Origin of the sequence: Mycobacterium sp. (assembly GCF_049683935.1) — a bacterium.
GTDB lineage: Bacteria > Actinomycetota > Actinomycetes > Mycobacteriales > Mycobacteriaceae > Mycobacterium.
Genome location: NZ_JBAUJR010000463.1, coordinates 1 through 23,069, shown reverse-complemented (window position 1 = coordinate 23,069; position 23,069 = coordinate 1). Strand labels below are relative to the sequence as shown.

Here is a 23,069-nt window from a genome sequence, read left to right as displayed (position 1 = left end):
GTCAGCCGGTCAGCGACGACGGATCAACCGGAAAGTCGAAGTAGGTCTCGGGGAAGGTCTCCGGCTTGTAGGTGAAATGCCACCACTCGTTGGGGTAGTACTCGAATCCCTGCTTCTCCAGGCCGTCCTTGAGGAGCAGGCGATTCTTCAGTTGGTCGCCCTGAATTCGCGGATCGAACGTGTGCGACAACGTGTCGAAACAGTCGTAGCCGGTGCCCATGTCGATAGTGGGATCGGGGAACCTGTCGGTCGCCGGTGCGGCGCAGTCCACCAGCGGCTGGCCCGGGACGTACACCGGCTCGGGCATGGCAGGTAGTGCCACCAGCGTGAGATCGACTGTGCTGCCTCGGCTGTGGCCTGACTGCTCGGCGATGTAGCCGTCTGCGAACAGCTGTGTCTTGTCCACCCGCGGGTAGAACTCCGCCTTCATGCGCTGGTCCGCCAGGTCCTTCGCCCACGCGACGAAGTCGTTGACGGCGCGCTGCGGCCGGTAGCAGTCATAGATCTTCAATGAGTAGCCCTGCTCGACGAACTCGCTCTGCGCCTGACGTAGCGCCTCGGCCGCGGGGCGGGTGAGGATGCACAGCGGAGCCAGGTAGCCATCAACCGGGTCTCCGGTGAAGGTGTGCGGGGTGGTGTAGCGGATGTCCATCAGAATCGTCGGGTCGACCTCACTCAGCGACACGAACTCCGGCGGCGCCGTTGGCTGGGGCTGCGCGGACGCGGTGGGCGCAACCACGGAGGTTGCCAGCACCGCGAAGGCGATCAGCGCTTGTTTGAGTGTGTGGGCCATTCCTCATTGCAACACGCACGCGCAACCCCCGCCGGAATTGCGTTCCAGCATGTCCCTACTCGTGCACTGTCAAGCGGCTAGTGCAACGGCTAGGCGGCTTGGCTAATTAGGGCTGCCATGCGTTGAGCGGGTGTGTCCAGGTCGAGGGTGGGTCTGGGTCGGGTGTTGAGTTTGTCGGCGACGGTGTTGAGGTCGGCCTTGGTGTAGCCGGCCAGGTCGCCTCCTTTTTCGAACCAGTGACGCAGCAGCCGGTTGGTGTTCTCGTTGGTGCCGCGCTGCCACGGCGAGTGTGGGTCGCAGAAGTAGACCGGCGCGCGCAGCTCCAGCGAGATGTCCTGCCAGTCAGCCATTTCGCTGCCCCGGTCCCAGGTGATCGAGCGGCGCAGATGAGCGGGCAGCTCGGCCATCGCTTCGAGCATCGCCGCGGCGACGGTCTCGGCGCGGTGATCGATGGGCAGGTGCAGCAGGATCGTGAACCGGGTCGAGCGTTCCACCAATGTCCCGATCGCGCTGCGGTGCCCAGCGCCGATGATCAAATCGCCTTCCCAGTGGCCCGGGACCGCCCGATCGGCGGCTTCGGCGGGTCGTTGACTGATGGTGATCACGTCGCTGAACGTGCCGCGTCGTTCGGTCTGTCCGCGGGGTTTGCGTGCCCGGCGGTGCGTGGATAGGCATTTATGCAGATCAGCACGCAATTGACCGCGAGTCTGCACATACAGATGCTGGTAAACGGTCTCGTGACTCACCTGCATCAGCTTGTCATCGGCGAAGTCGCGCGCCAACACCGACGAGATCAACTTCGGGCTCCACCCGTCATCCATCCACGCCTCGATCGCCGAGCACAATCGATGATTGTCGAGGGTGAAGGACTTGGGGCGCCGCGCATTATCGGTAGCCCGAGCGTGGGCCATCAGCGCGTGATAGTCGCCATTGGGCAGACTGTTTCGCCGCACTTCACGCCAGATCACCGACCGGTCGCGCTTGAGCTGGCGACCGATCTCGGCACACGTGAGCCCGGCATGCAGGCCGCGGTCGATCTCCAAGCGCTCAGCGAAACTCAGTCGATGCCCGCGCCCACCCGGACGTGTCAGATCCCCCGCGGAGGCCAGTCCGCCCAGGCCATCGCCGCCGATACGTAATTTCATGCCCCCAGCGTCGCGCCACCAAAACCAGCCGGTACGTCGCGACACGCCCACCCCCGACGACGCCCCGGTCGTGGTCATCCCACGACACACCAGATCGAAAAACTCCCGCTTAACTGCCCACGGCACCGGAAACCCTGACGGCATAGCAACCCCTCAAATCACTGGATGTTGCACTGACCGTATGAATCCGCCTCGATTTTGGGCTGCTGGAATGCAATTCCGGCGGGAAGGGAGTGACACCCCTCTTGACTGTGGCTTACATCACAGTAATATGACCAGTGGTCATAGACGACGTGGAGGCGTGATGCCGACGGTGACATGGGCCCGACTCGACGGGGGCCGCCGAACTGCGGTGGTGGCGGCCGCCGAGGCGGAGTTCGCCTCGAAGGGCTTCTCCCGCGGCAGCCTCAACGTCATCGCGCGACGCGCAGGCGTGGCCAAAGGCAGCCTGTTCCAGTACTTCGCCGACAAGCGTGACCTGTACGCATACATCTGCGACGTGGGCAGCCAACGGGTGCGGGCCTACATGGAGGACCAGATCCGCGAACTCGACCCCGGCAGACCGTTTTTCGAGTTCCTGACCGATCTGCTCGACGCCTGGGTCGCCTACTTCGCCGATCATCCCCGCGAGCGGTCGCTGCATGCCGCGGCGAGCTTCGAGGTCGACACGGATGCGCGGGTGAGCGTGCGCGCGGTGATGCACCGCCACTACCTCGAGGTGCTGCGACCGCTGGTACACAACGCCCGCACGCGCGGCGATCTGGGCCAGGACGCCGATATCGAAACGCTGCTCTCGCTGCTGTTGATGATCCTGCCGCACCTGGCGTTGGCGCCGTACGTGCGGGGCCTGGACCCGGTCCTGGGTCTCGACGAACTGACACCCGAGCAGCCTGCGCTGGCGGTGCGCCGATATGTCGCGGTATTGGCGACGGCGTTCCAGCAGACCCATGCACAGCCCGATCAACGCGCGACAACCTAGGAGGTACATATCAATGGAGAGAACACGTTCGGACTCGTTGGCTGCCGGAGGGCTCAACTGGGACAGCATGCCCCTGAAGCTGTTCGCGGGAGGAAACGCCAAGTTCTGGAACCCCGCCGACATCGACTTCTCCCGGGATCGTGCCGACTGGGAAGCGCTGTCGGAACTGGAGCGCGACTGGGCGACGCGGTTGTGCGCCGAGTTCATCGCCGGTGAGGAAGCGGTCACCCAGGACATCCAGCCGTTCATGGCCGCGATGCGGGCGGAGGGACGACTCGGCGACGAGATGTATCTGACACAGTTCGCCTTCGAAGAGGCCAAGCACACCCAGGTGTTCCGGCTGTGGCTCGATGCGGTGGGCATTACAGACGACCTGCAGTGGTACCTCGATGACCTTCCGGCTTATCGGCAGATGTTCTACGAGGAGCTGCCACAGTCTCTCGACGCACTGGCCACCGATCCGTCGCCGGCCGCACAGGTACGCGCATCGGTGACTTACAACCACGTCATCGAAGGCATGATGGCGCTGACCGGATACTATGCGTGGCACCGCATTTGCGTAGAACGTGGGATTCTGCCAGGAATGCAGGAACTGGTGCGGCGCATCGGTGACGACGAGCGGCGCCACATGGCCTGGGGCACCTTCACGTGCCGCCGGCATGTCGCCGCCGACGACGCCAACTGGGGCGTGTTCGAATCCCGGATGAACGAACTGATTCCGCTGGCCTTGAAGAACACCGACGACTCGTTCGCCCTCTACGACGAGATCCCGTTCGGCTTCACGATCGACGAGTTCCAGCAGTACGCCGCAGACAAGGGGATGCGGCGCTTCGGAACGATCGGCAGTGCACGCGGCCGTCCGCTGGCCGAGATCGACATCGATTACTCGCCACTGCAATTGGAGGACACCTTCGCCGCCGAGGATCTGAAAGTCCTGGCCGCGTCGGCCTGATCCGCCGGTCTCGGTCTCGGTTTCGCGCCTGCGCAGCGCCGCGTTTGGCTCGGACTGCACCCGGGTGCTTCGAAGAACCGTGAGGTGGCCGCGCGTAATCGGTAGGGAGCGTCAGCTCACGGACTCGCGGAAAGCAATTCCTTCCTGTGCTGCCTGTACGGTATCCGCGACATCCTGCACCGGATAGACCTCATACTCGACGTACGGGCCGAACTTGGCCGAGGTCGCAGCCAGATCGGCGGGGTTGTCGGTTTCGATGACGGCGAATGTGCCGCCGCCATCAAGTCGGCCGACGAACTGGTGAAATGTCATGCCGTCCGGCGGGCTCCACTTGGAGTACAGATCGACGATGCGCTTGGCAGCCTCCTCGTTCTCGGTGGCAGAGCCGTTGAGTCTGAAGGCCATCGACACCACATACTTCATTTTCTCTCCTCCTCATCGGGATCGAGCCCCCGCCCGGACGCGATTGTCAGTAGCCCCTCGATGCTGCCCCTGACACGTCGAACTGGTACCCGAACCGTGGATCTCCTAGGTCGTCCTTTCCACTCGAAACAGTCAGTGCACCAAACTGTTTGTTGCTCGGCTAACAGTTTTAGGTGTCGCTCGACGCGAGTCATGACGCCCCAGTTGCGCAGCCGGTGAGCCGCCGAGCGGCCCGCATCGGAGCACGGTTAGCTGCCTGCGCTTCCGGGCTTTGCCAAGCCGGGGGGATTGTGACGACGCGTAACCTGACCGGGTGACCGTGCGGGCGGGCTTGAGCTCTTCGCCTGCGCACAGTCACGTTTGGCCAAGGCGGCTCCCGGGTACCTCAAACGGAAGCCGCCCTGGCTGTCGTACCCGTTGCACCCATCGCACTTGTTCGTCCGTCTCGGCGGCGACTGCCCGAGTATCCAGGGCAGAATCCCCCGACCGACGATTGTGAGGAGCGACCCCGATGCCGATGACCAAGAAGAGCGGCAAGCCCAAGAAGAGCGAACTGCCCCGTACGTTGCGCAAGTCGGGAAAGAAGGCCCAGCGCACATTCGCCAAAGCCCACGACGCCGCGGCCAAGGAGTACGGCGACGCCGAGCGTGCGCACCGCGTCGCCTACAACGCGCTGAAGCGAAAGTTCGAGAAGGTCGGCGATCGCTGGGAGAAGAAGCCCGAGAAGGGACCGTCCGACGATCGTGCCCGCAGTGGTGGCCCGAACCCCAAAGGTGAAAGCGCCGAGGGGGTCAACGCGAACGCCACCAAGAAGCACCTTGCTCAGGTTGCGCGTCGGCTCGACATCTCGGGCCGTTCGAAGATGGACAAGGCCGAGTTGGTGACCGCGATCAAGAAGGCCAACCGTCGCGTGGCCGCGCGGAGTCGCTGAGTCGGCGGAGCGACCAGGGATGGTCCCGGTGAGGCCACATCCTCTCGATCTCGGCGTTGAACTCAGCGCCCAGTAGCACCGCGAACGCGGTGATGTAGAGCCACAGCACGACGGCGATCGGCACCGCGAGCTGACTGAACACCGCGTCGTCCTGCACGCTCAGCGCGAGATACGCCCGCAGACCCGCCGACGCCAACAGCCACAACACCATCGCCAGTACGGCGCCGGGCACATCGCGGCGCCACGGCGTCTTCCACGGGACACCCACGTGGTAGAGGGTTGCCAGGCCCGCGAGGACGACAACGACCACGGCCGGCCAGAACATCAGGTCGAGCACCCGCAGCGTGGTGTCCGTGACGGCATCGGGAGTCAGCCATTCGAGGATCCGCGGGCCGAAGATCAACGGCGGCAGCATCGCTATCGCGCCGAGCAAAAGACCCAGCGTGAGGCCGAGCGCCAACAGGCGTCTACGCCAGGCGGGCCGTCGGTCGACACCGTAGGCGATCGTGATCGTCTCCAGATAGCGGTTCACCGCTCGAGAACCCGTCCAGATGCTGAGCGCGATGCCGATGGACACCACACTGCCGCGGGTCTGGGCGAGCACGGTGTCCACCACCCGCTCGTAGGTGGCAAAGGTCGGATCCGAGAAGAACGACTTGGGGACACTCAAAACGAGTTCACGGAGTTGGTCGTTGCCCTCCGGGCCCAGCGCGGCCGCGACGAACCCCAGTGACCCGATCACCGCCAACAGCAGCGCCGGTAGCGAGATCAGGGTGAACAGTGCCGCCTCGGCCGCCAGTCCGGCTACCCGGTCCGACACTGTGGCGCGGCGGGTGCGTTCTATCAGCCGGCAGGCTTGTCGCACCGGTCGAGGGAGTCGGGCGAACCTCGCGGCGCCCCGCCGATGCAACGTCGAGCGGGCTGCCGCAGCGGACTCCGTCAGCCGTGATCGCAGGTCTGAACGCTCGCTTTGCGGTGGTGCCATCACGTCGACCCTATGAGACGACGGGCCCGGTACCGAACCCGCTTCCCGGCCGGACGAGAAGGCGACGAGTAGCCTGACCGGGTGGTCGTGCGGGCGTTGGTCTTCGATGTCTTTGGCACTCTGCTGGATTGGCGCACCGGGATAGCCGAGGCGTTCCGCGAGTGCGCAGTTCCCGGTGACGCCGAAATGCTCACCGACGGCTGGCGGGCTCGCTACCGGCCGATCCTCACCGAGGTGAACGAGCATCGGCGCCCGTGGGGCGACTTCGACGAGCTCCACCGGGCGACGCTCGACGATCTGCTGGCAGAGCAGGGGTTGGCGCTGCCCGACGACGTGCGTGACCGCCTTGTCGCCGGGTGGCATCGGCTGCCCCCGTGGCCCGATGTGCGGGCGGGCCTCGACGAGTTGCGGCGCACCCACATCACCTCGACGCTGTCCAACGGTCATGTCGCATTGCTGGTGGATCTGGCCCGCCACGCCGATCTGCGGTTCGATTGTGTGCTGTCTGCCGAACTGTCACGCGCCTACAAGCCGGCTCCTGCGGCCTACCTGACTGCGGCGCGCCTGCTGGGCGTCGACCCCGGCGAGCTGATGTTGGTGGCTGCGCACCCCTGGGATCTCGACGGAGCCCGCGCCGCCGGGCTTCGCACCGCATTCGTCGCACGGCCGTTGGAGTACGGGCCCGGCTCGGAACCGCATCCGGTGCCGCAGGCCGACCTTCGCGCATCGGACCTGGCCGAGTTGGCGCACCTGTTACGCAACCTCCGTGATGACTGAGCCGGCCACCGAATCCGGCGAACCCTACGTCCCTCTGCGGGGATGGGCCGTCGTGTGTGCCACCGCCGTCGTCGCAGGTGTGGCCATCGGTTTCATCGGCGGTGCTTTCCGCTGGTGCCTGCAGACGGCGGATCGACTGCGGATCGACCTCGTCGACTGGTCACACGCACTGCCCGGGCCGGGATGGTTGGTGCCGATGGCTGCCGCTGCGCTGGGCGCGGCACTTGCGGCGCTGATCGTGCGGTGGGTGCCGCTGGCTGCCGGCAGCGGGATCCAGCATGTGGAGGCCGTCTACCGCGGCGAGGCGCGCCCACCGCTGCTGATCCTGCTGCCCGCGAAGTTCATCGGCGGCGTGTTGTCCATCGGGTCCGGGCTGGTGTTGGGGCGCGAGGGGCCAACGGTCCACATGGGTGCGGCCATCGGTGCCGAAGCGGCGCGCCGCGCCAGACTCCAGGACGCCGATATCCGGATGATGCAGACCGCCGTCGGCGGCGCCGGCCTGGCCGTGGCCTTCAATGCCCCCATCGGGGGCACGCTGTTCGCGCTCGAAGAGGTCACGAAGTCCTTCCGGTTGAAGACGGTGCTGGCCACGCTGTTCGCGGCGGCGACCGCCGTCGGGTGCATGCGACTCGTCCTCGGAAACGAACCGGACTTCCTCGTCGAACAGATCGATGCGCCTGCGCTGGCATGGCTTCCTCTGTTCGTGGTTTTTGGTCTACTGACCGGAGGCCTTGGCGCCGTATACAACCGGCTCGTGCTGTGGTTCCTCGACCGGGTGGGTGGGATTCGCCGGATTCCGGCCGTCGCGAAGGCAGCCGTGATCGGCGCACTCATCGGGCTGGCGATGTTCGTCTACCCCCTTGCGGTCGGCGGCGGCGACGCGTTGACGCAGATGATTCTGAGCGGGCAGACCATCGTCCTTCCGGTCGTCGTCGGCTACCTGCTGGTGCGTTTCGCCGCCGGCCCGCTGTCCTATTCGGCGGCCGTGCCCGGCGGGCTGTTTGCGCCGCTGCTGGCCATCGGTGCCCTGTGGGGACTCTTGTTCGTCGGAGTCGTCGACAGCGTTTGGCCCGGCAACGCAACCACATTGACGATCCCGATGGCGCTGGTCGGCATGGCGGCGTTCTTCGGGGCGACGGTGCGGGCCCCTGTGACGGGCATCGTCATCGTTCTCGAGATGACGGCCACGACGGCGGTCGCCGTCCCGATGCTGGCGGCCACGGCCGCCGCGGTGCTGGCGGCCGAGGTGACCCGCTCACCGCCCATCTATGAATCCCTGCGGGCACGGATGTCGCCCGATATCCCGCATTGATCGCACGAGCGGACAGCGTCACGTCATGTGGTGTGCGGTTCGTGACGGCGTCAGTATCCGGGGGCCGGTTTCGGTGATGGCGATGGTGTGCTCGGAGTGCGCGGTGTTCGATCCGTCTGCTGACCGCAGGGTCCAACCGTCGGCGTCGATGACCAGACGGTCGCTGCCCCGCGCCCACCACGGCTCCAGCGCGAGGGTCATGCCCGCCCGCAGCAGTAATCCGCGGCCTCGGCGTCCGCGGTTGGCGACGTGGGGATCCTCGTGCATGGTGCGCCCCAACCCATGCCCGCCGAATTCGGCGTTGACGCGATAACCCGTGTCGGTGGCGATGTCGCCGATGGCGGCGGAGATGTCACCGAGGCGCCCCCCGGGGACCGCTGCGGCCACCCCCGCCGCCAATGCCCGTTCGGTCGACTCGACCAGCGCGCTGTCGGCGGGGTCCGCGTTGTCGCCGACGATGACCGTCACCGCTGCATCGGCCACCCACCCGTCGATCGAGACCGCAAAATCCAGGGTCAGCACATCGCCGTCACCGAGGACGTAGTCGTGTGGCTTTCCGTGCAGCACTGCATCATTGACCGACAGGCAGATGACGTTGCGGAATGGGCCGCGACCGAATGACGGCGCGTAGTCCCAGTAGCACGAGGTTGCACCGCGGTCACTGACCAGTGTGCGGGCGTGATGCTCGAGCTGCATCAGGTTCACACCCGGCTCCGCCTCGGCCGACAGCGTCGCCAGCGTGTCTGCGACGAACTCCCCGGTCACCGCCATCTTGTCGATCTCATGGGCGGTCTTGAGTTCGATCATGCTCGGGCTCCGTTCAACATCGGTATTTTTATACCGTTGCGACGGTACCAGGTCCGGTATTTGTATACCGGCTATGCTGACCGGCATGGTGCGTGTACCCCTGAGCCCGGAGCAACTGGAAGCCGGTCAACGCCTCGGCGCGCTGATCAGGACGGCGCGTGCCGGGCGTGACCCCGAGACGATCGCGCGTGAGGCCGGAATCTCGCCCGAGACGCTGCGCAAGATCGAGGTCGGCAGGATGCCCAGTCCGAGCTTCGGCAACGTGGTCGCGATCTGTTCCGCGCTCGGCATGCCCCTGCAAGATGCCGTCGAGGCGTGGCGGGGAACAGGCGACCATCGGATAGCGATCTAGCCGCCCTCGTCGCGGCTACGGTTCGTCGACGACGAGCGCTGGGGTGTCCCTGCGCAGGGTCTCACCCCGGAAGAACGCCGGTTGACGTGCCCGCATCACCAACATCACGACCACCCCGGCCAGGATCAGCCCGAGCCCGAGGATCAGCACCAGGCCGACACCGCCGATGCTGGCGCCGCTGCCGTAGTCCGGCGAGGCACTGTCGCGCAGGGTGATGAGGAGGACCGCAAAGAGGCCCAGTCCGCCGAGCAGCGGAAACAGCAACTTGAAGATCACCGTGTAGGCGCTGTCGAACAAGCTGTGGCGGAAGAACCAGACGCAGCCGAACGCGGTGAGTCCGTAGTAGAAGCAGATCATGATGCCGAGCGAGTAGATCGTGTCGGTGAGCACGCTCTCGCTGACGAACGTCAGGACCGAATAGAACACCGCTGCTCCGACGCCGGCGGCGACCGTAGCGAAGGACGGGGTCATGAAGCGGGGATGGACGGTGGTGAATCGCTTGGGGAACGCCCCGTACGTGCCCATCGCCAGCATCGTGCGGGAGGTGGGCAGGAAGGTGGTGATCAGGCTCGCGGCACTCGACGCCAGGACCGCGAGGAACAGGAACAAGTGCCAGGGCCCGCCCAGGATCGGCTCGGCCAGCGCGCCGAACACGTTGTCGGCGATGTCCTCGTTGCCCAGCCCCACCCCATCGGTGCCCACCCCGGCGTACATCTGCGTCGCGATGGCCACCAACAGGTAGGTCATCAGGATCGAGACCACACACAACAGCGCCGCGCGGCCCGGAGCGCTGTCGGAGTCGCGGGATTCCTCGTTGACGGTCAGCGCGGTGTCCCAACCCCAGAACGCGAAGATCGAACCGGACAGGCCGGCGATGAAGGCGGACATGGTCAGCCCGGCCGGGCTGAACCAGTCGAAGCTGAAGGCGATGCCGGTCGGCGATGACCCCGACTTCGCGAACGCGACGACAGCGAAGGTCAGCAGTACCACCATCTGGAAACCGACCAGGACGAACTGGACACGCTCGGTGGTGGTGATCCCGCGGTAGGAGATCGCGGTGGCCACCCCCAGAAAGGCCAGACACGTCAGCACATTGACGATCGGGTTCTCCCACAGTGACGCGACACTTTCGTTGCCGAAGAGGTCGCCGATGAACTGATAGAAGAACTGGACCGCGACGCCGGCGAGATTGGACAACACGATCACTGTGGCGACCACCGCGGCCCACCCGCCGATCCAGCCGACGTAGGGGCCGAATGCCTTGGTCGTCCAGGTGAACGACGTACCGCAGTCCGGCGCCACCTTGTTCATCTCGCGGTAGGCGTAGGCGGCGAAGAACATCGGCAGGAATCCGGCGATGATGACCACGGCCATCTTCGATCCGGCTTCGGCGACCAGGATGCCGATCGTCGCGGTCAACGCATAGGCAGGCGCCACCGACGAGATGCCGAGAACGGTGCCACCGAGCACTCCGACGGCGTTATGAGACAGACCCTTGTCCTGCACGCCTGTGGCGGCGCGGGGGTTCGGGTCGGGTGCCTCGATCTGCATGGGACCTCGCTCTGGCCGAAGGTCTGTTCAGAGTAAGGCCGCCGCGGGCGCTTGTCCCTGTTTCGAATCTGCGCGCAGTGGTGATAACTCACGTAGTCGAGACCGAGGAGCCCCATGAGTGTCCCCACCCCTCCCGACAGGACGGGCGCTGCCACCACCGTCTCCGAGCAGTCGGATCGCTTCGTCATCGAGGTGGACGGCCGAACTGTCGGACTCGCCGACTTTCACGACCGCGACGGCCGCCGCGTCTTTCCGCACACCGAGGTTCTCGCCGACTACCAAGGTCGGGGTCTGGCAACGATTCTCGTCGCCGAAGCGTTGCGGAGCACGCGGACCGCGGGGTTGCGTATCGTGCCGCAATGCTGGATGGTCGCCGAATTCATCGACAAGCACCCGGAATACGCCGACATCACCGACCCGGCCTGAGTCCGTCGCCGGCTGGCGCACCTGCGGATCCAGAGTTCGAGGCCGCATCGGTTCGATTGACGGAATACCCTGTCGGCAGCGCGTTCTGAAAAGTTCACGGGCAGTACGACTGGGTCGCCGCCCCTACGTCGTCGGTCTCGTCGGCGGAGGCGGGCGCGGCGGTCATCGCGGCGAGGATCACCGCTGCCGCTGAAACGATCATCGTGCCGCGCATCCGGGTGCTCCCTGTCCCGACGACGTGGGCGACACACTACGCCGCGACGTCACGTCACGAGACGGATATGGGAGCGCGGTTCAGGTCTCGTCCGGGATCTGGTGGCGGGTTTGAGAGCGGGCGGGAGCGTCTGGATCCTCGTCCTGGCGCTCCAGCTTGTCCTGCAGTTCACGCTGCTCCTCGGTCGCCTCGGTGGCGTCCTTCGGGGTGGGCGGCGGTCCGTTCGTCTGTTCCACGGCTGGGTTCTGTTCCACGACTGGGCTCCATCCGGTGTCGGCGTCCATGCATATGTCGGAGTCTCCGCTGTCGCCGTCGGCGAAACACTGCGCAGGTAGATCGGCCTCCGTGTCTCCTCACACGAGCCGGGTGCGCATGTGAGGAGGCGGCAACAAAGATGAATAGACCACGTTGCCATTCGGCAATACGAAGTGGGAACCCTCGGGCATCAATCACCCGAAAGGTCACCCATGTCCTATGTGAGCCCGCCCGACTTCGTCGGCAAGATGATCGATGCCGGCGAGTCCAAAGCGATGATGTCCACCCGCGACACCCTCATCCGCGCCTACATGGCAGGCGCGATTCTGGCCCTGGCCGCAGCATTCGCCGTCACCATCACGGTGCAGACCGGGAACGCACTGCTGGGCGCAGTGCTGTTCCCGGTGGGGTTCTGCCTGCTCTATCTCCTGGGCTTCGACCTACTCACCGGGGTGTTCACCCTGGTTCCGCTGGCCCTGCTCGACAAGCGCCGCGGGGTGACGGTCCGCTCGATGCTGCGCAACTGGGGTTGGGTGTTCCTCGGCAACTTCGCCGGCGCACTCACCGTGGCACTGATGATGGCCGTGGTGTTCACGTACGGCTTCAGCGTCGACCCCAATGACGTCGGGCGCCAACTCGGCGAGATCGGCCATAGCCGCACCGTCGGTTATGCCGAACACGGCGCCGCCGGAATGCTCACGCTGTTCATCCGCGGGGTGCTGTGCAACTGGATGGTGTCCACCGGGGTGGTTGCGGCGATGATGTCGACCAGCGTGTCCGGCAAGGTCGTCACGATGTGGATGCCGATCATGTTGTTCTTCTACATGGGGTTCGAGCATTCGGTGGTCAACATGTTCCTGTTCCCGTCGGGGCTGATGCTCGGCGGTGACTTCTCCATCGCCGACTACCTGGTCTGGAATGAAATCCCCACAGTGCTCGGAAATCTCGTCGGTGGACTGGCCTTCGTCGGTCTCACCCTGTTCGCCACACACGCACGAACGGGGGCAAGTCGCCTCGTCGAACTCGACGAACTCCAGTCCGACAAGTCCGCCGCTACCCGAGAGGGCGTGAACGCATGACACCGATCCTGGCCAAAACTGATGCCGCAGAACTGATCGTCGCCGCGAGAATCCGCAAGAAGTTGACGTGGGCGGACATCGCCGGGGAGATCGATGCGCCGGTTGTGTGGTGTGTGGCGGCGTTGCTGGGGCAGCATCCGATGTCCGCCGGTCAGGCCGAGAAGGTGTGTGCGCTACTCGAACTCGACGGGTCTGTCGCGGAGAGCCTGCAACTGCAGCCTGCCCGGGGTCTCGATCCGGAGATGCTCTCCGACCCCACCATCTACCGGTTCCATGAGGCACTGGCGGTCTACGGGCCCGCGCTCAAGGAGCTCATCCACGAGGAGTTCGGCGACGGCATCATGAGCGCCATCAACTTCAAGGTGGACATCGGGCGGCGAGAGCATCCCGATGGCGACCGGGTGGTCGTCACCTTCGACGGCAAGTTCCTCGACTACCGATGGTGACCGTCGCCCGAGTGCGTCCTGCTGTCAACGATTCACCGAAGACCGGGAGAGCCCATGAGTGACCGCACCCGTGAGGCCGCCATGAACCTGTATGCCGGAATCGGGCGACGGGACTTTGTGCGGGCAGTCGCCGCCGTGGGCGCCGGTGCCGGTGTTGCCGGCCTCGCGTCGGCCTGCTCCTCCGGGAGTTCGACTCCGGCCGGGTCTCCGTCGGCCACCGCCGGGGGCTTGAGCGTTCTGCAACCGGGACAGGGAGATCCGGAAGGCGACCATTACCTACCGTCCACGCCTGACGACGTGCTCTGGGGATATGTCCCCACCGTGCACGCCACGCCGGCGATGCAGATGGCGTCGGGCCAGACGGTGACGATCGACGCGGTGAGTCACGAAGGGATCCTCGAAGATCAAGGTCGCGACCCGATCGAGTACTTCGGCACGCAGGGGGTGGACCGGTCGGATGTTCTGCAGGACGCCGTCGCCATCGCAGCCGACTACGACCGCACCCCACGGAACTTCGACAAGGACGGGCCGCATGTGGTGACCGGTCCCGTCTTCGTCGAAGGTGCTCAGCCCGGGGATGTGCTGAAAATCGAAATTCTCCAAGCGATTCCGAGGGTTCCCTACGGTGTCGTGTCCAGCCGTCACGGCAAGGGGGCGTTGGCGCGAACCGCCGACGGCGGGGCACCGCCGGGTATCACCGATCAGGAAGTCATGCCTCCGATCGCTTCCGACGGACGGCCCAATCCTGATCCGCGGTTGTACGGCAACGTGTCGACGTTCACCGGCGTGGAGGACGGTTACGGCGTGATGAAGTACGGTGCCGCTCAGGTACGGTTCCCGTTGCGGCCCTTCATGGGAATGATGGGTGTCGCCTTCTCCCAGGACACCGACCCGACGGCGGCGACTGCGAACTCCATCCCGCCGACAGTGGGTGGGGGCAACATCGATATCAGGCTGCTCGGTGAAGGCGCCACCTTCTACCTTCCCGTGTTCGCCGAGGGCGCCCTGTTCTATGTCGGGGATCCGCACATGGCCATGGGGGACGGCGAGGTCGCGCTCACCGCGATGGAGGGGTCACTGCGGGGCACCTACCGGCTCTCGGTGTGCAAACCCCGCTCGGGCGACGCGCCTTCGGTGGCCTACCGCTACCCGTTCGCCGAAACGGCCGACGCGTGGGTGCCCATCGGATTGTCCGACCCCGACGGATCGGTCGGCGGTCAGGGCACCGATCTTGATGTCGCGATGAGGCGTGCGGTGGTGAACGCGTTGGATTTCCTGGAGACCGATCGTGGCATGGACCGCGCGACGGCCTACGCGTATCTGTCCGCGGCGGCCGACTTCTCGGTATCGCAGGTGGTCGATCGCACCGTCGGCGTGCACGGGCAGCTGTACAAGTCGCATTTCGGCGACTGACCGCAATGACACCGACGCGGGTTACGCCCGGGTCGTCGTTTCCGCGGTCGCGGCCAGGGTCGACAGCGACCGCTCGATGAATTCGGGACCGAACGGTGGCATCCGGGAAAAACCGTCGCGCACCCTCTGCGGGGTGGCGCTCCAGTCGTAGGTGAGAGTCACGTCGGTGGCCCCGCCGCGGCCGCGCAGGTCGTACCGCCACGACCACCCTGCGGCTTCGTGACGGCCTTTGTCGTCGAGCCGACCCGGTTTCCATTCGATGGTGCGATCGGGCTCGAAGTCAGTGACCAGGTTGACGATCACGTAGTCGCCACCCATCTGTTCCAGATACATGTTCATCACGAAGATCTGCCCGGCTGCGGTGATCTGCTCGGTGGTCACCGCGCCACGCACCCAGTCGCCGGGCTCGGTGTCCGGGTGACGGGCCGGATTCGACAGCACCGCGAAGATCTCAGCCGGTGTCGCCGCCACGGTGCGGGTCACGATGAAGCACTCGTCAGCGGACACGGTGGCGATTTCGTCAGCTGATCTGACTGAGCGTGTACTGACGGGCCCAGGCGACCGACATCTGGGCACCGCCGCGCAGGTCGGGTGGCCGCTTTTCCGAGGCGTCGAGTTGCAGGGCAAGGTGCATCGGGCCCGGCGGGAAACGCCACCGGTTCGTCGACCGGAAGACCGGCACACCGTCGATGTAGATGGTGATTGCGTCCGGGGTCCAACTGACCGCGTAGTTGTGCCACTGCGTGGCATCGACCTCGGTGGCCGCGGATTCGGTCAGATTCTGGGCCGAGTAGTGCAGGAAGTGACTGACCGTCTGGCGCTCGGAGTCGCCGAGGATCTCCATGAAGTCGATCTCCCCACCGACGGGCCAGTTTTCGGCGTCGGGCCAGAGCAGCGCCACGGCGTGGTAGTCGGCCGCGCCCTCGGGGACCTTCACCCGGACCTCCCAAGCGCCGTACATCTGACCGATGTCCCACGCCAGTCCGGCGGTGTTGCCTGCGGCGTCGCCGGTGATGACCATGGCGCCGTCGACAAACGAAATCGCTTCCGGAGTACGGCGTCCCCAGCCGTTGTGGCCGGGGGAGTCGTACACGTACCAGCCGTTGGCGAGGGCCTGCGGATCGGTGAACCGGGTCTCCTGCGGTGTTCCCCACCCGTAACGGCCGCCCGCGGTCGTCGCCGCGCCGACGCCGACGGTTGTGGTCGCGGTCGAACCCCACCCGGGGATCAGGAAGCCCAGCAGGCCGTGCACGCGCCAGCCGTTGACCTCGGCGTCGTCGCTGACGGTGACGGTGAACAGATCCGTGCCGTCAGAGGCGAATCCGGCCACCGGGACGTAGACGAATCTTCCGTCGTCGTCGATCGTGACGGTGCCCCCGCCGGCGGGGCGGCCGGCCGAATAGGTCAGCACATCGCCGTCGGAGTCGGTGCCGATCACCGATCCGATGATGGTGCCGTCCGCCTGGGTGCTCTGGTTGTCCGGGTCGAACGACACGGTCGGTGTCCGGTTGAAGAACGTCCGCTGTATCCAGGTGAAGAAGTCCGGCTTGGGGGGTTCGGCTGCCGCGACGGCGGCGCGCGCAATGGCGGGGGCGATGTCGTCCGCCCGGTCCGGTGTGGAAACAGTTGCGGGCGAAACGCTCTGGGGAGGCGTCGCCGCGGGAGCCTGAGCGGGCTCCGGGGTGGCCGCGGCGTCGGATACGTCGGTGTCTTGAGATACGTCGGTGGCCTCGGGCGCCGGAGCCTTGGAGGCGGGCGTCTCGGTGGTGGCGTCGGTGCCGATGACCTCGGTGGACCCGCCCGTCGATTCGGTTCCGTCGGCGGCGGTCGGGCCATCGGTGTCCTCCGCCGACTCCGACGGGTCGTCGTCGGAGTCCGAGGCGCGAGATTCGCTGTCGCCCTCAGATTCACGAATTCTGCTGGCCGAGGACGATCTCTTGTCGTTGTCGGCTTTGCCAGAATCGGAGTCCGGCGACGAATTCGACGCGACCGAATCGGTGCTTGCTCGATCGACGTTGCTGCTTGCAGAAGTTTCGCGGGACTGGGTCGAACTGGATTCCGTCCCGGTATCGGCGGACGCCTGCGCGCACGTTCCGGCAATGGTCAAGCAGATCGACAGTGCGGCAATGAAACCCGCGAACCGACCGACACGCGAAATGGCACTGAGCAAAATCGACGCGGCCGTTGTCACCGTCACGCGATGGACACTAATCCGGCAGCGAATACTTTTTGCTGTTTTGCCGATAAGCGTTAGATGTGCTGTCGGCCATCGGGCTAACGGGTCAAATGCGAACGACGCAGCGAATGGCGATCTGTTCTGTTTCGCAGTGCCGACAGTTCAAGGGCCGGACCTTCAGGCGGACATTGGCGATGCGAAGCGCGCGCTGGCACATCGGGTACGGGCACCCGCAGGAGAGCGTGACCCACCACTGCGCCGGATGGGCGAGCGGATTGCACAGCTTGTGGCAGGAGCAGAGGATGTCGTGCTCGAAATCCAGTTCGGCCAGCGACGGCTCGAGCAGTGTGGTCACGGCCACCAAGGCTAAAGTCAAGGTCGAGACTTCTGCGGGAGGCGCGCGCAAGAAACCCGACCCGACTGTGTGAACACTTGCCCGGTTGCCGGGGACCGGCCAAGGGTTCACACCGCCGCAGATGGTGGCGGGCTACAGGCGGATCCATTGTCCCAGGAACCAGAAGCCCCAGCCGTCACCGTTGCCCGCGCGCAGGGGGTGGACCTGCTGGCCGTTGTAGTTGAACGGCAGGCGGTCCTGGCGCGCCTGGTCCATGCCGCGGTTCTGCCAGTTGTTCGGCGCCTGCTGCTGTGGGTTGTTGTGCGGCCCCGGTTGCCGGCATCCCGGCGCATTGGGCGCACCGCACTGCTGGCCAGGACTGGCGGCGGCGGTGCCGAGGCCCGAACCGAACAGCCCGGCGAGTGCGATCCCCCCGGCAACCAGTGGGACTCCCACCTTCTGGGTCAGTTTCATCGTGTACTCCGTTCCGTGTCGGTGTGGGGGTGATTCCCGCACGCCATCGACGCTATGGAGGCTGAATGGGCGACCGCTGTGCCGACCCTGGGTGGGCGCTGTGCAGACGGTCACGTTTCAAGCATCGGCGATGATCCCAAAAGCTGTTTGGTCACAATGGGTTTGGCGCTCACCGGGCGGCGCTGACGTGTGCTGCGGCGTCCCCCGGCAGCCGTAGTGTCTCGATGATCGTCACTGCCAGCAGCGCGGCGAGTGCGACGAAGGCCCACGCGTAGGAGGCCAGGACCGTCACCAACAGCGCGGCGACGGCGATGCCGATACCTGCCGCAACCTCCTGCACCGCAGCGTTCAGGGTGTTCGCGTGAGTGAGTTCGGCGCCGTCGACGTCGGCGAAAGCCAGGCTGTTGTAGGCCGTGAAGCCGATGGAGCGCAGCGCGCCGCTGACGTACAGAAGACCCGCGATCAACACGATCGGCATGTCCGCGTGCAGAGTCGCCAACAGGCCGAGCCAACCCACCGAGATCACGGCGTTGACCAACAGCACCCGTTTGATGCCGAACCTGCGCATCAGCGGGGTGGTGAACGGCTTGATCGTCAGGTTGCCGATGAACAGAGCGGCCACCATCAGCCCCGCGGTGAATGCAGACCAACCGAACTCGAGCTGAAACAACAGTGGCAGCAGGAACGGCACCGCGGTGATGACCAGTCGGTACAGGGATCCACCCGAGACGGTGATGCGTAGCGTCCGCACCCGCAGCACGGCGAGTTCGACCAGCGGCGAGGCCGCCCGACGCAGATGCCACACCGCGGTGGTCAGGCACGCGGCGCCTATCAGGAGGCCGGAGACCACAAGAACCCAGTCCGTTCCGCTGACCCGGATGTGTTCCAGCGCGACGAGTGCGGCGCTGACGCCGGTCCCCACCAGCAGTAGACCGCGCCAGTCGAAGGGTTTGGTCACCGGCGTGGGTCCACCACGAATCAGTTTGGACGCGAACAGCAATCCGATGATGCCGATCGGAATGTTGACCACGAAGATCCAGCGCCACGATCCCAGCGTGGCGATCGCGCCACCGAGAACCGGGGCGACCACCGGCGCGACGAGGGCCGGCCATGTCAGCAGAGCGATCGCCCGGACCAGGTCGGACTTGGCGCTGAAGCGCAGCACCGCCAGCCTGCCGACGGGAACCATCATGGCGCCTCCGACACCCTGCAGCACCCGCGTCCCGACCAGCATCGGAAGCGACCCGCTCAGGGCGCATCCCACCGAGGCGAGCGTGAAGAGGCCGATCGCGGTGAGGAACACCGGCCGGATACCGAACCTGTCGGCCAACCACCCACTGGCCGGAATCAGCACGGCGACGGTCACCAGGTAGGCAGATACCGCGACGTTGACGTCGACGGCAGCGACCCCGAACGACGCGGCGATCGCGGGGATGGCGGGAACGATGATGGTGGCGTCGAGGATCTCCATGAAAAAGGCCCCGGCAACGAGCAATGCCATCCCCCTCGGGAATGAGGGGGATGGCATTGGAGCGGACCCGGCGTCGGACATCGTTGTCAAAGCTAATGGCTCCTGAAGCCAGTGGCTCCCGAAGCCGGCGCCCAGGCCACTCAGCGCGAGCAGTCGAGCGAGACCGTGACCTTCGGTGTCGGCGCGATCCTGAACACGTTGATGTCATCGTCATCGATGATGGGGAACGGCTGGTTGGCGACCGGCTGATTGCGGACCCCGGTGATCGAGCACTCATCGAGCGGGGCGCTGCCGATCCGGCTGACGCGGACGTCGAACCCCTGGGCGCGAAGCTGGTTGATGGTCGTCGAGGCCCCGCCCGACTGTTCCGGGGCGGCCTGTGCCGGCGCGGCGACGGCCAGCAGTGCGCCGAGCGGCAGAATGCTGGCGGCGATGAACTTCTTCATGGTGTGACTCCCTGCGGTGGTGGGTCACCTGCGTGACCACGGTGAAAACTGACTGACACCATGGTCGCGAGGCAGGGACTGCGACGCTTGGAGCTTGCATGGAGATTCCATGGAGAAACCGGGCGGGTTCGGACGAACCTGCGGCGCGTTCAGAGCACCTTTGACGTTCAGAGCACCTTGGAGAGGAAGTCCTGCAGCCGCGGATGCTTGGGGTTGTCGAACAGCTCCGCCGGCGGTGCGTCCTCGACGATCTTGCCTTCGGCCATGAACAGCACCCGGGAGGCGACCTCCCGGGCGAAGCCCATCTCGTGGGTCACCACCACCATGGTCATCCCGCCCTGGGCGAGGGCGCGCAGCACCTCGAGCACGTCGCCGACCATCTCTGGATCGAGCGCGCTGGTGGCCTCGTCGAAGAGCATGATCGACGGGTTCATCGCCAGTGCGCGGGCGATGGCCACCCGCTGTTTCTGGCCGCCGGAGAGCGTGGCGGGCTTGACGTGCGCCTTCTCCGCAAGTCCCACCTGGTCGAGCAACTCGAGCGCTTTCTTCTCCGCGGCCGCCTTGTCCATCTTCTTCGTCAAAAGCGGTGCCAGCGTGACGTTCTCGATCACCGTCATGTGAGGAAAGAGATTGAAGTGCTGGAACACCATGCCGATGTGCTGGCGCACCTTGTCCAGGTCCACCTTCGGGTCGGTGAGGTCGAACTCGTCGACGACCACTTTGCCTCCTGTGATGTCCTCCAACTTGTTGAGGCAGCGCAGGAACGTCGATTTGCCGGATCCGGATGGGCCGATGACACAAACGACTTCGCCGTGGCTGACCGTGGTGTCGATCCCGTCGAGTACCACCAGGTCGCCGAAGGATTTCTTGAGGCCCTCGATCCGGATCTTGACGGTGCCTGCGGGTTCGGACGCAGCGGCCTCGGGAATGAGTGCGGTCATTTCACGAGCCTCTTTTCGAGTTGGTCCGAAAGTTTGGTCAGCGCCATGATGACGACGAAGTAGATGATGCCGATGATCAGCCACATGTTGAAGGACTGGAAGTTCCCGGCGATGATGATCCGTCCGGTCTGCGTCAGTTCGGCGATGCCGATCACCGACAAGATCGAGGTGTCTTTCAAGGTGATGACGAACTGGTTGATGTAGGACGGGATCATCGTGCGGATCGCCTGCGGCAGAATCACTTTGCGCATGGTCGGCAGATACCCGATGCCCAGGCTCCGGGACGCCTCCATCTGGCCCTTGTCCACTGAGAGGATTCCGCCGCGCACGATCTCGGTCATGTACGCGCCGGCGTTGAGCGAGAGCGTGATGATGCCTGCCGTCAACGCCGACATCTGGAAGTTCAGTGCCGTCGGTATGCCGAAGTAGATGAAGAACGCCTGTACCAGAAGCGGTGTGCCACGGAAGATATCGACATATGTGGTGCCGATGCCGCGGAGCCAGATCGACCGCGACACCCGCATGAGGCCGAACACGATACCGAGGGCCAACGCGATCGCGATCGACACCACCGTCAGGATCAGGGTCATCTTCAGCCCGGCCATCAGCAGCGGGAAGGTGCTCTTGATCAGGCCGAAGAAGGAATTGTCGGCCTCCGTGGCGCCCGCACCCAGATAGCCGTCGACGATCTCCTGGTAGCGGCCCGACTCCCGGAGATTGTTCAGACCCTCGTTGAACTGCCTGAGCAGCTCGGCGTTCTGGCCCTTGTTCACCGCGAACCCGTAGTTGGATCCCTTCTCCTTGGGCGTCACGGTCTTGAAGCCGTTGCCCTGAGCGATGCCGTAGGCCAGGACCGGGTAGTCGTCAAAAATTGCCTGCGAGTTGCCGGTCCGGACCTCGTCGTACATCGACGCCGAATCCGCGAAGGACACCGTGGTGAACCCGTAGCGATCCTTGATGGAGTCGGCGAATGTCGCACCCTCGGTGCCGTTCTTCACCGCGACCCGCTTACCCCTGAGGTCTTCATAGGACTTGATGTCATTGTTGGTGTCGAGCACCGCCATCTGGACACCGGACTCGAAATACGGTTCGGAGAAGTCGAATACCTGCTTGCGTTCGTCGGTGATCGACATCCCGGCGATGACACCGTCGACCTGGTTTGCCTGCACCGCCTGCAGTGCGGCGTCGAATCCGAGTGGCTTGATGTCGACGGTGAAGCCCTGATCCTCGGCGATCGCCCTGATGAGATCCATGTCGATGCCGACGTATTCGCCCGAACTGTCCTGGAATTCGAACGGCGCGAACGTGATGTCGGTCGCGATCTGGTAGGTCTCGCCCTGTGCCGAGGCCGTTGCCGGAGAGAGCAGGCCGATGCCGAGCAGGCCCGCCAGAGCAACGAACACCGCCGTGAACAGGTGCCGGTGGGTGGCTGCGGTGCTGCCACCTGGGTTGGCCGACAGTTCGGCTCGCATGAGTGCCTCCCGCGTATGTTGCTTCGACATGGCCAACTGGCGAATGACACGCTAACGGCAAGTGTCGGCGCCCGCCGGTTATCGGTCAGATGTGCTTTCAGAGCGGGAAGGCGATGCCGGGATCAGTCGGCGACGATGGCCTGGAAGTCCGGGCAGTAGGCGCCGACGGCACCCTGCATCAGCCGGGTCGCCGACGGAACATCCAGTCCCTCGCCGAGCAGCGAAGCGACCAGGCTGGTACGAATCTCGGCGGGATTGATGTTGTTGGCGCTGCCTTCGGCGACGATGTCGCAGACGTTGTTGCCGGCTTCGACTGCTTCGTCCGGCGTGGCGAACTGGAGGCCGAGACTCTCGACGACAGCGAGGAACTGGGCGTCGGCCTCGGTGGCGTGGGCGATCGGCGATCCTAGGGCCAACGCCGCTGCGGTCGCCGAGAACGCGGCAACCGTCAGAAGCCTATAGCGACCGAACATGTGACCTCCCAGTGAGTTGCCTGTGCGGATGGTAACCGTCGCGCGCCGTGCGACCCGTCATTTGAACGCCGAGTCGGCGGTTGCGCTCAGGGGCCCACAGCGAAGTGGGTGGCGACGATGTCACGAGACAGCGGATAGTCGGCCAGCGCGACGACGGCGTGGGTACGCAGTTCGTCGATCACCGCGGCGTCGATACCTCGGGTTGCCATCAGGTCGACTATCCAGAAGGCGGTCTCGGTGACCGGTCGCGAATCACCGGTCAGCAGAACGGCCGACACCGCGTGCAACAGTTGATGCAGCGCATCCTCGGCGGCCTGAGGGGCGGCCAGTGGTCCGGATGTCAGCGACCAGCCCGCCCGGAGGGTGGCGGCGAGCCGGCGGTGGTCGTGTTCCAGGTCGGCCTGCTCGGCGGCCTGGGCGGCGGGCAGCGACGGCGCCGGAC

Annotated in this window: 26 protein-coding genes and 1 pseudogene; 10 read left to right on the top strand and 17 right to left on the bottom strand. The window is 65.4% G+C overall.

All coding sequences use genetic code 11. The features are described from left to right. Window position 1: 1 nt before the first annotated feature. Both WA965_RS26015 and WA965_RS26010 read right to left on the bottom strand, forming a co-directional pair. Window positions 2–793, bottom strand: a complete 792-nt coding sequence (locus tag WA965_RS26015; RefSeq protein WP_526295883.1) for a M15 family metallopeptidase — start codon at window positions 791–793, stop codon at window positions 2–4. Window positions 794–882: 89 nt separating this feature from the next. Further along, window positions 883–2,082 carry an IS30 family transposase gene (locus tag WA965_RS26010; RefSeq protein ID WP_526295885.1) on the bottom strand — a complete coding sequence of 400 codons (1,200 nt, stop codon included), beginning with the start codon at window positions 2,080–2,082 and terminating at the stop codon, window positions 883–885. A gap of 160 nt (window positions 2,083–2,242) precedes the next feature. On the opposite strand from WA965_RS26010, the gene WA965_RS26005 reads away from it, so the two are divergent. Together WA965_RS26005 and WA965_RS26000 are read left to right on the top strand one after the other, a co-directional pair. Beyond that, window positions 2,243–2,917, top strand: a complete 675-nt coding sequence (locus WA965_RS26005; RefSeq protein WP_526295887.1) for a TetR/AcrR family transcriptional regulator — start codon at window positions 2,243–2,245, stop codon at window positions 2,915–2,917. A 13-nt stretch (window positions 2,918–2,930) separates the two neighbouring features. After that, window positions 2,931–3,869: a R2-like ligand-binding oxidase gene (locus WA965_RS26000; RefSeq protein ID WP_526295889.1), complete on the top strand. Its 939-nt coding sequence runs from the start codon at window positions 2,931–2,933 to the stop codon at window positions 3,867–3,869. A 111-nt stretch (window positions 3,870–3,980) separates the two neighbouring features. Here the strand turns inward: WA965_RS26000 and WA965_RS25995 are convergent, their stop codons facing one another. Further along, on the bottom strand, window positions 3,981–4,292 hold the full coding sequence (locus tag WA965_RS25995) for a DUF3303 family protein (protein ID WP_526295891.1): 312 nt from the start codon (window positions 4,290–4,292) through the stop codon (window positions 3,981–3,983). A 511-nt stretch (window positions 4,293–4,803) separates the two neighbouring features. Here WA965_RS25995 and WA965_RS25990 point away from each other — a divergent pair. Further along, window positions 4,804–5,223 (top strand): ChaB family protein, encoded by a 420-nt coding sequence (locus tag WA965_RS25990; RefSeq protein WP_526295893.1) that lies wholly within the window; start codon window positions 4,804–4,806, stop codon window positions 5,221–5,223. Here WA965_RS25990 and WA965_RS25985 read toward each other — a convergent pair. Continuing rightward, the gene (locus tag WA965_RS25985) at window positions 5,183–6,208 is read right to left on the bottom strand and encodes a YhjD/YihY/BrkB family envelope integrity protein (protein WP_526295895.1); all 1,026 of its coding nucleotides are present in this window, start codon (window positions 6,206–6,208) and stop codon (window positions 5,183–5,185) included. The two genes, WA965_RS25990 and WA965_RS25985, sit on opposite strands and share 41 nt — an antisense overlap. A gap of 81 nt (window positions 6,209–6,289) precedes the next feature. Here WA965_RS25985 and WA965_RS25980 point away from each other — a divergent pair, with 81 nt between their 5' ends. After that, entirely contained in the window at window positions 6,290–6,985 is a 696-nt protein-coding gene (locus tag WA965_RS25980; protein WP_526295897.1) for a haloacid dehalogenase type II, read from the top strand. Further along, window positions 6,978–8,297 (top strand): H(+)/Cl(-) exchange transporter ClcA, encoded by a 1,320-nt coding sequence (locus tag WA965_RS25975; protein ID WP_526295936.1) that lies wholly within the window; start codon window positions 6,978–6,980, stop codon window positions 8,295–8,297. Before WA965_RS25980 ends, WA965_RS25975 begins: the two co-directional genes overlap by 8 nt. 18 nt (window positions 8,298–8,315) lie before the next feature. On the opposite strand, the gene map is transcribed toward WA965_RS25975, so the two are convergent. Further along, on the bottom strand, window positions 8,316–9,104 hold the full coding sequence (gene map / locus WA965_RS25970; protein WP_526295899.1) for a type I methionyl aminopeptidase: 789 nt from the start codon (window positions 9,102–9,104) through the stop codon (window positions 8,316–8,318). Window positions 9,105–9,189: 85 nt separating this feature from the next. On the opposite strand from map, the gene WA965_RS25965 reads away from it, so the two are divergent. Next, complete coding sequence (locus WA965_RS25965) at window positions 9,190–9,456, top strand: helix-turn-helix transcriptional regulator (RefSeq protein WP_526295901.1); 267 nt, start codon at window positions 9,190–9,192, stop codon at window positions 9,454–9,456. A 15-nt stretch (window positions 9,457–9,471) separates the two neighbouring features. Here WA965_RS25965 and WA965_RS25960 read toward each other — a convergent pair whose 3' ends face one another. After that, a complete protein-coding gene (locus WA965_RS25960) occupies window positions 9,472–11,007 on the bottom strand; it encodes an amino acid permease (protein WP_526295903.1) in 1,536 nt (511 codons plus the stop codon). A gap of 114 nt (window positions 11,008–11,121) precedes the next feature. On the opposite strand from WA965_RS25960, the gene WA965_RS25955 reads away from it, so the two are divergent. Next, a complete protein-coding gene (locus WA965_RS25955) occupies window positions 11,122–11,433 on the top strand; it encodes a GNAT family N-acetyltransferase (RefSeq protein WP_526295905.1) in 312 nt (103 codons plus the stop codon). A gap of 294 nt (window positions 11,434–11,727) precedes the next feature. Here the strand turns inward: WA965_RS25955 and WA965_RS25950 are convergent, their stop codons facing one another. Next, window positions 11,728–11,901, bottom strand: a complete 174-nt coding sequence (locus WA965_RS25950; RefSeq protein WP_526295907.1) for a hypothetical protein — start codon at window positions 11,899–11,901, stop codon at window positions 11,728–11,730. A gap of 213 nt (window positions 11,902–12,114) precedes the next feature. Here WA965_RS25950 and WA965_RS25945 point away from each other — a divergent pair, with 213 nt between their 5' ends. From WA965_RS25945 to WA965_RS25935, 3 genes are read left to right on the top strand one after another with little or no spacing between them, the layout of a single operon-like run. Continuing rightward, complete coding sequence (locus tag WA965_RS25945; RefSeq protein WP_526295909.1) at window positions 12,115–12,981, top strand: formate/nitrite transporter family protein; 867 nt, start codon at window positions 12,115–12,117, stop codon at window positions 12,979–12,981. Further along, window positions 12,978–13,427, top strand: a complete 450-nt coding sequence (gene cynS / locus WA965_RS25940; RefSeq protein WP_526295911.1) for a cyanase — start codon at window positions 12,978–12,980, stop codon at window positions 13,425–13,427. The genes WA965_RS25945 and cynS overlap by 4 nt, the downstream gene beginning before the upstream one ends. Window positions 13,428–13,481: 54 nt before the next feature. Next, complete coding sequence (locus tag WA965_RS25935; protein ID WP_526295913.1) at window positions 13,482–14,840, top strand: acetamidase/formamidase family protein; 1,359 nt, start codon at window positions 13,482–13,484, stop codon at window positions 14,838–14,840. A 21-nt stretch (window positions 14,841–14,861) separates the two neighbouring features. Here the strand turns inward: WA965_RS25935 and WA965_RS25930 are convergent, their stop codons facing one another. The 10 genes and pseudogenes from WA965_RS25930 to WA965_RS25885 form a co-directional block, all read right to left on the bottom strand. Then, a complete protein-coding gene (locus tag WA965_RS25930; RefSeq protein WP_526295915.1) occupies window positions 14,862–15,347 on the bottom strand; it encodes an SRPBCC family protein in 486 nt (161 codons plus the stop codon). A 13-nt stretch (window positions 15,348–15,360) separates the two neighbouring features. Beyond that, a complete protein-coding gene (locus tag WA965_RS25925) occupies window positions 15,361–17,037 on the bottom strand; it encodes a family 16 glycosylhydrolase (RefSeq protein ID WP_526295917.1) in 1,677 nt (558 codons plus the stop codon). A gap of 85 nt (window positions 17,038–17,122) precedes the next feature. Beyond that, window positions 17,123–17,371, bottom strand: coding sequence for a hypothetical protein (locus WA965_RS25920; protein ID WP_526295919.1), 249 nt, complete (start codon window positions 17,369–17,371; stop codon window positions 17,123–17,125). Between the two features lie 132 nt (window positions 17,372–17,503). Then, complete coding sequence (locus tag WA965_RS25915; RefSeq protein ID WP_526295921.1) at window positions 17,504–17,824, bottom strand: hypothetical protein; 321 nt, start codon at window positions 17,822–17,824, stop codon at window positions 17,504–17,506. Between the two features lie 169 nt (window positions 17,825–17,993). Continuing rightward, window positions 17,994–19,325, bottom strand: coding sequence for an MFS transporter (locus tag WA965_RS25910; protein ID WP_526295922.1), 1,332 nt, complete (start codon window positions 19,323–19,325; stop codon window positions 17,994–17,996). A 110-nt stretch (window positions 19,326–19,435) separates the two neighbouring features. After that, on the bottom strand, window positions 19,436–19,741 hold the full coding sequence (locus WA965_RS25905; RefSeq protein WP_526295924.1) for a hypothetical protein: 306 nt from the start codon (window positions 19,739–19,741) through the stop codon (window positions 19,436–19,438). Between the two features lie 167 nt (window positions 19,742–19,908). Next, window positions 19,909–20,682 (bottom strand): amino acid ABC transporter ATP-binding protein, encoded by a 774-nt coding sequence (locus WA965_RS25900; protein ID WP_526295926.1) that lies wholly within the window; start codon window positions 20,680–20,682, stop codon window positions 19,909–19,911. After that, entirely contained in the window at window positions 20,679–22,154 is a 1,476-nt protein-coding gene (locus WA965_RS25895; protein ID WP_526295928.1) for an amino acid ABC transporter substrate-binding protein/permease, read from the bottom strand. The genes WA965_RS25900 and WA965_RS25895 overlap by 4 nt, the downstream gene beginning before the upstream one ends. Before the next feature lie 122 nt (window positions 22,155–22,276). After that, entirely contained in the window at window positions 22,277–22,627 is a 351-nt protein-coding gene (locus tag WA965_RS25890; protein ID WP_526295930.1) for a DUF732 domain-containing protein, read from the bottom strand. An 86-nt stretch (window positions 22,628–22,713) separates the two neighbouring features. Beyond that, a pseudogene (locus WA965_RS25885) lies at window positions 22,714–23,069 on the bottom strand (cobalamin B12-binding domain-containing protein); the annotation flags it as partial.